Genomic DNA, 12601 nt, shown 5'->3' on the forward strand with positions numbered 1-12601 from the left:
ACCATCTGAGTTTCTTGAACGTCAGCAGTCGGTCGCAGATCTTAAAGGCTTGCTCAAGTACATCGTTGAAACTTTCGTGTTCTAGGCCTAGTTTAAGGGCGAGCTTGTCGATGTTAGTCGGATTCCTAAGCTCGTGACTCCAACTGTTCATTTCCCGGGGAATAGAAATCGTTGTGGCTCGCGCCGGTCGTGCGACGTTATGAGCGGCAGCTTCGATTGTGCGACAGATTGATACTTGACGGCTTCTGGCGCATGGCCCCCAAATTCGGTTTAAGGTGCTTCCTGCGATTACGCTGATGCGATCGAGCACTACGCTCGCCCAGTTTGCCATGCCATGATGATTGTCGCGGCGCTCTCATGAGAATTATCAGGGTGGAGTTGACTGTCGATAAAGACTGGACAGTTGTATCATCGCCATGCTGGGCTCGCGGAGGCAAAAGCACCACTGCACTCGAGTTTCGAAAGTTGACGGCCAGCGGGTCACTAGAAGCGGAGCGGGAGTTCAGACAGATCTATACCCACCAAGCTTCATGATGCCGAGCCGACTCGGCTAGTAACTGGGAATGGCAGGGATTGGTTGTATCTACCATTGTTTACTTGTCTTCCGGCAGTTACGGCACGTATTACGAATTCGCTCCAGATTCTTGGTCACGGGGTTTCCTTCATCAAGCCGCTTCACGCGTGCATACCTAGTTGCGATTCGAAATCAGCCCGGCAAGAACTTTCGAAAAGTAGCTTGGCAGTCTTGCGACTATTTCTGTGACTTCGTCCGCGTGAGTGAACATTGACTCAAGGAAATCCTCGCCTTCGAATCCGGATAATCTTAATTGATCTCGAAGTAAAAGGGCTACCGCCCTATCTGCGAATCCACTCTCATACGCAGATATCGAGAGTGTATCTGGAACACCGTATTTTAATGCTTTCAAGAAGGTGCCTAGAGGAGTACTTTCTCCTCCTTCGTCAGCTCCGAGGAACTGGCCGACAGCTGCAACGATCAGAGAGGCATCGAATGCAAGTGTTGAGTTCAATAATTTGAATAAGTCGGATTCACCAAGTTTTCGCCTTTTGGAGCCGAATGGTTTGGTGAAGTTATGCTCCAAGGCAAGGTCAAATATCTGCTTGTAACTTGAGCCGTTTAGCCACGCGCTTGTGAGAGCGAAAACCGCGCCGGACGGTTCGATAGACAAAGCCATTTTGTTCTCAAAAGTCTGTTCCAGTATTGGCCATAGGACTGAAAGTAACATCTCATTGGTCGTAGCTTCGAGTAGTTCATTCCGATTATTCTGCACCCATCTGAATACGAGAATCGCCCTCTCAGCGCTCAGAAGTGTACGGCCAAATTCAACCTGTCGTTCCGGTTCGGGAACGAATGTACTAATAGAATCGGATAGCCGACTGAACAATTGGCGGAGCGCGATCCGTTCTTGGTCAGAAGCAATTGCGAAAGCAAATGTCTGTTCACACAATTCCACAGCCTCGGTGCTGAACTCATCCAAAGACAAGGCATCGCGATTTGCCATCAGGAAGCTCTCGACGGCTTCTAACAGGTCACGCCTGCGCTTGATATCACTAACAAGGCTAGCGTCGCCGTTCGCCCGATCGAGTTGTGAGTCCTCGCCTATAAATAGCAATTCCGTGATCTCCAATGGAGACAACTCTGCAAACGTGCTGGCCGAACTAAACGGCAATATGGCACTCAGAATCGAGCTAGTCGTTTCTTCCGAATTATCTAGGTCCAGAAGCACCGTAGATTGCTCGTACCTCCATGCGTCTTGACGATTCCTACGACGGTCAAATGTTCTGGGATCGGCAAAAATAACTAAGCCCTCTGTGTGCATGCCAGCCCGCCCTGCACGTCCGAGCAGGTTCTGGAAGTCGCGTACGCTAATGTTGTATCGGCCCTGCTGTGTGCCAGCGACGATGAGGTAGCGTATGGGAAGATTCACACCCTGGGCAAGGGTAGACGTGCAGATCACAAAACGAATGAGTTCGTTCTGCATTGCATGCTCGATAGTGAGCCTGAGCCCGTTAGGTGTATTTCCGTGGTGAACGAAAATTCCAAGTTGAGCGGCGCGCGACTGTAGGCTGTCTACTCCGAAGTGCAATTGAACCAGCTCATTGAGGCCTGCCAGTTCTTTTGGATTAGCCTCCGCAGACGGACGGGGGAGCGAAACGTCTCGGTCAAATACGTCGACAGCGCGAGCGAGTATCTTGTTTGCAGTCGCTTTGGTTCCAGCGAAAACAGCCACGGCCCCTTCGGGCGCTAAACGAAGCCCAAGGTACAGAGACACATCGGTAGCGACTGTGGCGTTACTTTGGTCAGGGAATACACGGTCGACTCGCTCGAGATGACGCCGCGCAAGCGTTTGACTTTCGATAGAGCGAGGGACAAAATAGTCAGGCTGAATATCGTAGTTCGAGGTCTCAAAAAATTGGAGTTGGCCACGCCGCTCCATCCAAGTTGCAAAGGCTACGGCACGAGCGGTTGGAGACAGTCCGCTCCCATCGACAACGGTTCCATCATCGCCGAGTAACCACGATCTTAGGCTTTCTGCATTTCTGATCACGGCGGATATTGCCACTACTTGTGAACTTATTGGCAATCCAGCTCGCAGCTCAGTAACAAGTAACTCGTATGTCACACCCCTTGTGCCAGAATCGAATTGATGTGCTTCGTCGTAGACAAGGAGATCAATATGCCCAACAAGTTCTTGTTCCTGTCGTAGCACGAATTGAAGTTTTTCGGGAGTAAGCACAAGAATCCCAGGGGGCGAATCTACCCTCAAATCGACTCCGAACAGTTTGGAAAATTCTGAGGAAAAGTCGTGCTGGAGCGCATCGGACAATTCGTTAACCTGCACGTCATCATCGGCAAACGCGAGGTTAAGAGAAGTAGCGATCTCGTGGCTTAAAGCTCTGAAAGGTGCGACAACAACTGCGAGATTTACCCGTTCAGACAAGAACCCAGAACGGAGGATCATCTCAATCGAGCGAGTCTTTCCTGCACTTGTTGGCATCTGTACGATCCCCGAGGTACCTGCGAATAGTCCGGATCTACCGATTTCCATTTGCGCCGGCCAAAGTTCTTTCGGGAAGTTCGGATTCCGGATTGGGGTCCGCCACCGCTCTAGAGCCACTCCGCTGTACTTAGGCAGCATAACCCAAGATGATGATTGAAACTTGAGACGGAGAATCGCGACTATTAGGTCCGCGAACAGGAGATCCCGCGCAGATGGACTCGCGTAGGCCAATGCGCGGAGACGCATTGCTGCAGCCATCGCATCGGCAGCATCGGTCCCTTCAAGAAAATGCATTGCGACTAAACTAGCAATATCGGAAGCTAGACGCAGGTGAGCCCCTTCTACGATTGTAGGCAGCTCGTAATTATTATGTAGGATCCAGATTAAGAGACTTTCAGCCGACGATTCGGCAGCACCAGATATAAGTTTGTCAGCCATAACTCGACTGCTCCCCGGACGCCCCGACAAGTAATACGCTGAGGATGCGAGCAGTGTAGTGTCGCTATCTAAATCCGGGGAAAGATTTGAACTCAAGAGTGCATCGAAATAGCTAGCCGCAAAATCTAGTTCTTCATGCTCACTTGGCGAGATCGAGTCACCGTCGTTCAGCTGAGCAGCGGTATCCCCGAGAGTCGCAATTGCCAACAGCAAAAGTGACTCCGGTTCGTCATTTGCGCGGAGTCGCAATTTTTGATGTTCTGCAGGCAACCCAAGTTCGAGCATCTTCCCCTTGGCTCGTGTCACCCCATAAAGTCGGAGACTGTCCGCTTCAGGCTTCATCGGCGGCCCTCAAATATAAACCATGGGCTAATTTCATGAGTTGATTGCCATGAATGACTAGCAATTGAAGGTCCTTTTGATGGGGGTGATTATTCGAAGTCGAGGCGTGAAGCATGCTCGAGTCGTAGTTTGTGTCATTGACGACTGCGCCGGCTCCAAATCGGAGGTCGAAGGGATGATCTACCTTGTTCTGGAATCTGGCAACGCTGGCCACCCCGATCGTATTCTGACGAGCCCTCAAAAGTCGCTTCGCTTTGTTTAACGTATAGCCGAGTCTCGCGTAATCGGTACCTGAATCGTCAATAGCGTCTTGTAGTCGATTTCCGCTCCCTGCCGCAGACAAACGAGCCTTTACTTCGAATGCAAGTAATGAATCGCTCGCTTGGGCTTTTGTTGCATCAAGCTGCCAGAAGCCCACCACGTCTACTCCCTTTACCGATTCGTTGGGATTCGCCTTGTCTGCGTATTTCCACCTAGGGACCCAAAAACCCAGGATGTGCTCGACATAATCTGAAATAACTAGCTCTGCGAAGTCACCAGCGCGAATCGCAGGACCCGCACCGCTTTTTTCTGCCGGAAATACAAAATTCAAGAGATAATCCCGCCGGGAGAGGCCCGTACCATCCCGGAGTTCGTCAATCTCCTCGTCAAGGCAGTATGCCTGTCGGAAAGCCGACGCCCAATCACTGAGTACTGATGGGTCATCTGGCACCTTCAACGCACAGACTTCGATGGGTTCACCACTCGAACTGGCAAGCGCCGGAAGCTGCACAAGGTGTTCGGAAAGGTAGTCGGGCTTCTGCGAAAAAAAAGATGAGAGGGCGTTAGATCTACTTGATCGGACAGATTCGCTCACTTTCGAGGCCCGTCCATTACTGGTCGTTTAGTCAATTCACCAGATAACTTCCGGATCACGTTACCCCTAGTAACTTCAAAGAAAAATTTTTGCGACATTCTCATACTCTAAACCTTTCTACGGTTGGGCCTCTGAACCGCCGTAATAGCCACGTTGCTGATAGTCTCTTTCATCAACAAAATGCCACTCCGCGTCAGACTTCATCGTCAGGTTTGCAGCTCGTTCTTGGCGCATATCTGTATGTTTGTCCTCGCGCCGAAGTTTAGGCGCGAGTTGAAGATTCCTATAGACAGTGATAGTTGCGCGCGATTGGTTAGAGTGAATACAGAATGGCGTGCGGCGCACCGATACTGGGTTTTAGAGTGCGATTTTTGACGCGGCTGCGGAACGAGGATATTAGCCATATTGTCTTCTTTATAGAGGCTGGCCCATGCTGCTGACAGATCATTGCGCTACGACTAAGCGTGTTTAAGGTGGTTCAATACAGGAAAATCGGCAGCCAGTCACGGTTGTGCGCGTGCACCAGCGCGAGGAACAGTACGAAGTCGAAGATCAAATGCACCGAGACGACGTAGGTCAGCGACTTGGTCAGCTTGAAGGTATAGCCCTGCAGCAGGGCGAAGGGGAACGTGAGAAGCGGACCCCAAGCCTGGTAGCCGATCTCCCAGAGGAAGGAAGAGAAGATCACCGCCTGCAGGATATTGGCGAGCCAGTCAGGGAAGTGGCGTCGCAGCAGCGTGAAGGTGGTGCAGATGAAGAACAGCTCATCCCAGATGCCCACGGCGTTCACTCCGAGGAAGAGCCGCCAGAAGATGGTGGGATCCGAGGCGTCCGGCCAGTTCTGGAAGACCCCCGTGCTGATCAGGTACACCGGCAGAATGAGGAAGCCCAGCGCTACCACGCCGAGCAGATACAGTTTGGCGGCCAACGGCCATTTACGTCCGGTGTTCACCGGAAATTTGATGATCTCCTCGCGGTAGGCAAACCGTGAGACCAGCCAGGGCACCAGCACGGCCATGCCGAGCGCACCACCCATCTGGAGCATGTGCCCGATGCTCAAATCGGCATTGAGCGGAACGAAGCTGATGAGCGCCAGCCCCGCCGCGATCAGTCCCAGGTGGCGGGCGAGCTGGCGATCGATAAATGCTGCCGTGAGCACGCTGAGCACGAGCGTAGTGTAGCCCGCCGGGTCATTGGCTACGGCGAAGAGCAGCACGCCGGAGAGCGAGAGCAGTACCGCCGGCAGCAATTTCCAGCTGAGCGCGGTGCGGGGCGGATCATCTAGGGTGAGCTTCACACCACCAGCATGCCACCTCCGCCCGCGGCGCAAAAGGGTTCAGTGCAGCAGCGTGCCGAGCGAGGCGACGAAGCCGCCGAGCAGAAAAGCGCCGACGCCGATGGCCAGCGGCCGGTTGTCCATGCCCGCGCCTCCGCCCAGTGCCTGGTGGGTTACCGCGTGCCCCTTGCCGCGGCGCAGCTGGGCCCGGTTCACCGGCCAGGCGATGAAGAAGGCGACGGTCAGGGCGAGGGCCATGGCAACCCAGAAAACGGGGTTGAGGACCCCGGAGTCCATGGCTCCGGGAATGAGCAGCATGACGAGGTTATCCACGATCTCCATCGTCACGATGGACAGGGTATCGGCGGCGAGGACCAGGCCCAGGGCGGCGGACAGGGCGATGCCGCCGCGCACCAGCGGGATGGCCGACAGTGCGTAGCCGAAGAGGAAGGCCAACGAGATGGACAGCGCCACCGTCGGCAGGTTTGCCCATCCGGCCGCGGTGCCCACCAGCAGCCCGATGATTTCCCCGATGGCGCAACCGGTCAGGCAGTGCAGCGTTGCGCCCACCGCCATCGACGACATGTCATGCCCGGCGCCGTGCCCGCCGTGCCCACCGTTCGTATCGTGTTCCATGGATCTCCTTCCGGGTGCTTTCAGGAATCGGCTAGCCTTCCGCGGTTGTTCAGCATCATACCGCCTGCGCCGTGGCCGGCTACGTGCCCACGCTATGTGGCGATGCGCTTGAGGATCTGCTTGGCCACCAGCCGGTCTGCTCCGGGCAGATGGGTTGCCCGAACGATCCAACGGCGCACCAGCAGCTGCAGCTTGTTCTTCGGCAGGAAAGTATTCGCCGCACGCCGCCCCGAGGCCTGCGCGGTGGCGATGACCGGACGCATGGCCCGTTCATAGCCGGCCAGCGCGTTCGGCAGCTGCGCCGGCTCGGTGACTGCGGCCAAGGCCTCGCCGAGGGCTGCGGCGCCGGCAATGGCCATGGAGCCGCCCTGACCGGCAAGCAGCGATACCGCGGCCGCCGCATCTCCGAGCAGCACCACCGGACCGCGGTGCCAGCCGGACATGACCACCTGGGCTACGGCATCGTCGTAGGGATGCTCCGGGCATAGCCGAAGCAGCCGATCCACCCGTCCATCAACTCCGGCGAAGGCCTTGCGCAGCCGCTGCCGGGGATCGCTGGGCGTCGCGTCTTCCGGTTGGCGATACACCAGGAAGGCGGCAACCTCGGTGGAACGCAGCCCGTAGATCCCGGCGGTGCGGTTGACAGTATCGCTGAGCACCAAACGGTTCTTGAACTCCCGATTCAGCTCTGGCTCTTCAACAATGAAGGCCGCCGCCCGCATCCCCAAGGGCCGCAGGTAGTCTTCTTCGGGCCCGAAGACCGCGTCCCGGACCTTGGAATGGATCCCGTCGGCGCCCACCAAGAGCTCCGCGATTTCCCGATGCTCTTGGCCCGCTAGCTGCACCTGTACCCGAGCATCCGCCGTTTCGATCCGCTCAACCCGGGCGCCGTAGCGGATGCCAACTCGGCCCGGGGCAACATCCTGCAAGGCCTTGCGCGCCGCACCTTCCATATCCGGGCGCAAGAGCGTAAGCACTCGCCCGCCTGCCAGGTCCGAGAACTTCTGGTAATCCAGGCTTGCGGTGCGCCGGCCCTTCGCGTCAACGTATTCGGCGGCCTGCACCCGGTAGGCAACCTCTGCCAGATAGGGGTAGAGCCCGATGCGTTCGGCGGCGCGCAGGCCGGGGCCGAAGAAGTCCATCATGTAGCCATCTGGGCGCGGCTCGGCGGAGCGTTCAAGCACCAGCACCTGCCAGCCGGCCAACCCGAGCTGGCGCGCCGCCACAAGCCCGGCAATTCCCGCTCCGATGATGATCGCCTTCATCCGTAGCCCTTCCCTCAGCTCCACCGCCCGGGCCCGCGTGCAACCGGGCCTGAAATCCCATTGTTCGCACGTTTGCCCCGAGCTGTCCATGGCCATCGAGCCGATCCCGAAGATCGCTTCCACCGGCCGATGTCCACTATTTGACACAATTGAGTAGCAAATCCCGTCGCAGTTCAATGCGGTGTTATGCTCAAAAAGTGCATTTCGAGCTTCTACTTCTAATCTGCCGCTGCGAGGATCCAAGAGACCGTTAGTGGTCTATTCGGCCGACCTTCTCGCCGCGGAGTAGCTCTTGTCTGGCCCCACACAACTAAGCACCAACATTGTCTAGGGGATACACCGAAATGCAGAACATGCAAAAATCTTCGAACATGCCAATCCACAAGTATGTTCCCTTCCAGGACCAGATCGAAGTCAACCTGCCCGATCGCACCTGGCCAGATAAGTACATCACCACCGCCCCGCGCTGGTGCGCGGTCGACCTGCGTGATGGCAACCAGGCACTGATCGACCCGATGAGCCCCGAGCGCAAGCACAAGATGTTCGACCTGCTGGTCGAAATGGGCTTCAAGGAAATCGAGGTGGGCTTCCCTTCCGCCTCGCAGACCGACTTCGACTTCGTCCGCCAGCTCATCGAGCGCGGCATCCCCGATGACGTCACCATCCAGGTGCTCACGCAGTCCCGCGAGCACCTGATCGAGCGCACCTATGAGGCGCTGGAAGGCGCCAAGCAGGCCATCGTCCACCTGTACAACTCCACCTCGGTGCTGCAGCGCGAAGTCGTCTTCCGCCAGGACGAGGACGGCATCGTGGACATCGCGGTGCAGGGCGCGCGGATGTGCAAGAAGTACGAAGAACAGCTGACCGGCACCAAGATCACCTACGAGTACTCGCCAGAGTCCTACACCGGCACCGAGCTGGCCTTCGCCAAGCGCATTTCCGAGGCCGTGGCCGAGATGCTGGAGGCGACTCCGGAAAACAAGATGATCTTGAACCTGCCTGCCACCGTCGAAATGGCCACCCCCAACGTCTATGCGGACTCCATCGAGTGGATGCACCGCAACCTGGCAAACCGCGATTCGATCATCCTCTCGCTGCACCCGCACAACGACCGCGGCACCGGTGTCGCGGCCGCCGAGCTGGGCTACCTGGCCGGCGCGGACCGCATCGAAGGCTGCCTGTTCGGCAATGGCGAACGCACCGGCAACGTCGACCTGGTGACCTTGGGCATGAACATGTTCGGCCAGGGCATCGACCCGCAGATCGACTTCTCGGACATGGACCACATCCGCCGCACCGTCGAGTACTGCAACCAGCTGCCAGTGGCAGAACGCAGCCCGTACGGCGGCGACCTGGTCTTCACCGCCTTCTCCGGATCGCACCAGGACGCGATCAAGAAGGGCCTGGAAGCCATGGAGGTCAAGGCCTCGGCTGCCGGCAAGGAACTGAACGATATGGTTTGGGCGGTTCCGTACCTGCCGATCGATCCGAAGGACATCGGCCGCTCCTACGAAGCGGTGATCCGCGTGAATTCGCAGTCCGGCAAGGGCGGAGTGGCCTACCTGCTGAAGAACGACTACAACTTGGATCTGCCACGCCGTGCGCAGATCGAGTTCTCCGGGGTTATCCAGAAGAAGACCGAAACCGAAGGCGGCGAGGTTTCCTCGTCCACCATCTGGAACGTCTTCCAGGATGAGTACCTGCCGGTCAGCGAGGACTCCGGGCTGAATGCCTGGGGCTACTACGAGATCGCCTCGGCGACCGCGGCCTCCGCCGAAGACGGCAGCTTCCAGCTGGACGTCAAGCTGATCGTCGACGGCGTGGCCCACGAGCGCAGCGCCCAGGGCAACGGTCCGCTGTCGGCCTTGGTGAAGCTGCTCAACGATGAAGGAGTGGACCTGCGCGTGCTGGACTACAGCGAACACGCCATGAGCGAAGGCGGCAACGCCCGCGCCGCGGCATTCGTCGAATGCGCCGTGGGAGATCGCATCCTCTGGGGGATCGGTTTGGACACCAACACCAACATCGCCGCGCTGAAGGCGGTCATTTCGGCAGTCAACCGGGCAATCCGCGACGCCGCCTAACCGCTGGAAGATGCTGAACGCCACGGGGCACAACTTCGGTTGCGCCCCGTGGCGTTTTTAGTCTTGCGCGGTTGAGGTGGGAGAATTGGGGATGTGTCACGTTCCGGATTCGCCTCGCGCAGCTACCGCACCCGCGGTCTGGTGTTGCGCACCCATAAACTTGGCGAAGCGGACCGCATCATTACGCTGATCACCCCCACGGGCTTGGTCCGCGCCGTCGCCAAAGGCGTACGGCGCACCTCTTCGCGCCTCGGCGCCACGCTCGAGCCGTTTATGGAGGTTGATGCGCTGATCGTGATGGGACGAAATCTCGACGTCGTCTCCCAGGCACAGCTGCGCACCCCCTACGGCCAGCAGCTGGTCACCGACTATGCGAGCTACACGGTAGCCACCGCCATGGTTGAAATTGCCGAGAAGCTGCTTGAAGCAGATGCCGATTCGACCAATAAGCAGTATCTGTTATTGCATGGTGCGATCGCGTTGCTCTCCAAGCATCGGGTTGATGCCGGAGCCGTGCTGGATTCCTATATTCTTCGCGCTCTGTCCATTGCCGGCTGGGCCCCCTCGTTCACCGATTGCGTGCGCTGCGGTGCAGCGGGGCCGCATGAGGCACTGAATGTGCACCTGGGCGGGGTGGTTTGCCCCGCCTGCCGGCCAGCGGGATCGCTCGCCCCGCATCCGATCACCATCGGGTACCTGCAAGCCCTGCTGACCGGCGACTGGGACACGGTCGCCCAGGGGGGACCTCGAGCGAAAAAGCAGGCAGCGGACATCGTTGCCAGTTACCTGCAATGGCACCTGGAACGTGCCGTGAAGTCATTAAGACACGTGGAGAGAACATGAGCAAGCTTCGCCCCATCACCGGCCGTCCAGGTCCGGTCACGCCATACCCGCACCCGGATAACCCGGTGATGCCCAGCATTCCGGCGGCGCTGATCCCCGAGCATATCGCGATCGTCATGGACGGCAACGGGCGCTGGGCGAACCAGCGCGGCCTGCCGCGTACCGAAGGGCACCGGGCCGGGGAGGCCGCGTTGCTCGATGTCATGGCCGGCGCCGTGCAGCTGGGCATCAAGCACGTCTCCGTCTACGCGTTCTCCACGGAAAACTGGAAACGCAGCCCGGAAGAGGTGCGCTTCCTCATGGGGTTCTCCCGCGATGTGCTGCGCCGCCAGCGCGATACCTTGAATTCTTGGGGTGTGCGGATCCGCTGGTCCGGACGTGAACCGCGCCTGTGGAAGTCTGTGGTCAACGAGCTTCGTGCGGCCGAGGAGCTAACCGAAGCTAATCTCGGTTGCCAGCTGACCATGTGCGTGAACTACGGCGGCCGCGCCGAAATTGGCGACGCGCTGTCCGCGATTGCCAAGGACGTCGCAGCCGGGAAGCTGAAGGCCTCGGCGGTGGGGGAGAAAACTCTCGGCAAATACCTCTACGCCCCAGAGCTTCCGGACGTTGATCTTTTCCTGCGTACCAGCGGCGAGCAGCGCACCAGCAACTTCCTGTTGTGGCAGTCGGCCTACGCGGAAATGGTCTTCCTCGATCAGCTTTGGCCAGATGTGGACCGCAGGACGTTATTCACCGCCGTCGAGCAATTTGCGCAACGCGATCGACGTTACGGCGGGGCAGTGGATAAGCCGAAGAATTAGCGCGGCCGGTCGAGGAGCCGAAGCCACAGCGCCAGATCCCGGTAGGCGGCGGCCCTGGCAGGTTCTGCTGAGGTGAAGACGTCATGCATGGCCCCGTGGATTTGCGCGAGCGTCACGAAACTTCCCAACTTCAAGGCACGCAATCGGATCTGGTGTATGTCAATCACCGAGTCGGTGCTCTGCATTGCCGGCGAATAGCTGGTGCTGAAATGCGAAGCGTCAGAACTGATCACAAAAATAGGTTGCGTCAGGTTCAGTCCCTTGGCGACGGTGGCGTGTCCGTCGAGAATGGTTTTCATCCAAGCGGTAGTCGGCTGGAATGCCAGCCGCGGCCGCCATAGCCGATGGATGTCCCATTCCCCGACGCCTTGATCGCTCAAAGAATTCCAATAGTGGTCAAATTCCGGCAGTGCCAATTTACGCCGGCCATTGGTGCGGCCGATCGCTTCGAGAATTCCATGCATCGGAACGCGCAAAAATGCGGTGCCTTGAAATTCGAGCCACGGCGCATTGAGCACCAGGGCCTGGATGCGCGGGCCGGTGCGTGCCACCCACAGGCTAAGGATCAGTCCGCCTTGCGAGTGCCCCTGCCCGATGATCGGCAGGTCGGGATGGGCCGTGCCGAGCAGGTCCATGGCGGCTTCTAGTTCCTGGTCATATACCGCGAGGTCATCGACGTAGCCTGGAATTTCGTGTTCTGCCCGAAGACTGCGCCCGTAGCGCCGCAGATCCAAAGCGTAGAAATGGTATCCACGCTGATGCCAGAATTCGGCAAGTTCGCGGTTGAAGAAGTAGTCGCTCCACCCGTGGACGCTGAGCACCACCCCGTTGAACTTTCTCAGTAGGCGGTTGCGCCAACCGGCGGGCTTGTAGCGCACGAGCGTGCCCACTGCCGGCCCCTCGGAATCGGTACCGAAGTCCAAGGTCGTATATTCGAAGCCTTCGCCTAGCGGATCTGCCACCCATTGCCCTGGGTTGGTCGTGGTGGTGAAGTCCGGCCACTGCCCGCTAGGTAAATTCGATGAGACCTTCATATGT

General features: G+C 58.1%; 9 protein-coding genes. 3 read left to right on the top strand and 6 right to left on the bottom strand.

What is annotated here, in order from left to right; genetic code table 11:
* Positions 1-689: 689 nt before the first annotated feature.
* The 5 genes from CQ019_RS04865 to CQ019_RS04885 form a co-directional block, all read right to left on the bottom strand.
* Entirely contained in the window at positions 690-3800 is a 3111-nt protein-coding gene (locus tag CQ019_RS04865) for a DEAD/DEAH box helicase (protein WP_105569055.1), read from the bottom strand.
* A complete protein-coding gene (locus tag CQ019_RS04870) occupies positions 3790-4656 on the bottom strand; it encodes a virulence associated protein (protein WP_146113316.1) in 867 nt (288 codons plus the stop codon). Before CQ019_RS04870 ends, CQ019_RS04865 begins: the two co-directional genes overlap by 11 nt.
* 478 nt (positions 4657-5134) lie before the next feature.
* Entirely contained in the window at positions 5135-5953 is an 819-nt protein-coding gene (locus CQ019_RS04875; protein ID WP_105569057.1) for a type II CAAX endopeptidase family protein, read from the bottom strand.
* A gap of 39 nt (positions 5954-5992) precedes the next feature.
* Positions 5993-6568, bottom strand: a complete 576-nt coding sequence (locus CQ019_RS04880) for a DUF4396 domain-containing protein (RefSeq protein WP_258133852.1) — start codon at positions 6566-6568, stop codon at positions 5993-5995.
* Between the two features lie 92 nt (positions 6569-6660).
* Positions 6661-7833 carry an FAD-dependent monooxygenase gene (locus tag CQ019_RS04885; protein ID WP_105569058.1) on the bottom strand — a complete coding sequence of 391 codons (1173 nt, stop codon included), beginning with the start codon at positions 7831-7833 and terminating at the stop codon, positions 6661-6663.
* A gap of 344 nt (positions 7834-8177) precedes the next feature.
* Between CQ019_RS04885 and leuA the strand changes: the two genes are divergently transcribed.
* The 3 genes from leuA (at position 8178) to CQ019_RS04900 (ending at position 11563) form a co-directional block, all read left to right on the top strand.
* Complete coding sequence (gene leuA / locus CQ019_RS04890; RefSeq protein WP_105569059.1) at positions 8178-9917, top strand: 2-isopropylmalate synthase; 1740 nt, start codon at positions 8178-8180, stop codon at positions 9915-9917.
* 93 nt (positions 9918-10010) lie between these two features.
* Positions 10011-10760: a DNA repair protein RecO gene (recO, locus tag CQ019_RS04895; RefSeq protein WP_105569060.1), complete on the top strand. Its 750-nt coding sequence runs from the start codon at positions 10011-10013 to the stop codon at positions 10758-10760.
* Positions 10757-11563, top strand: coding sequence for an isoprenyl transferase (locus CQ019_RS04900; protein ID WP_105552129.1), 807 nt, complete (start codon positions 10757-10759; stop codon positions 11561-11563). The genes recO and CQ019_RS04900 overlap by 4 nt, the downstream gene beginning before the upstream one ends.
* On the opposite strand, the gene CQ019_RS04905 is transcribed toward CQ019_RS04900, so the two are convergent.
* Positions 11560-12597, bottom strand: a complete 1038-nt coding sequence (locus tag CQ019_RS04905; protein WP_181148247.1) for an alpha/beta hydrolase — start codon at positions 12595-12597, stop codon at positions 11560-11562. The genes CQ019_RS04900 and CQ019_RS04905 overlap by 4 nt on opposite strands.
* Positions 12598-12601: the final 4 nt, after the last annotated feature.

The sequence above is a fragment of the Arthrobacter sp. MYb229 genome (assembly GCF_002975405.1).
Lineage (GTDB): Bacteria > Actinomycetota > Actinomycetes > Actinomycetales > Micrococcaceae > Glutamicibacter.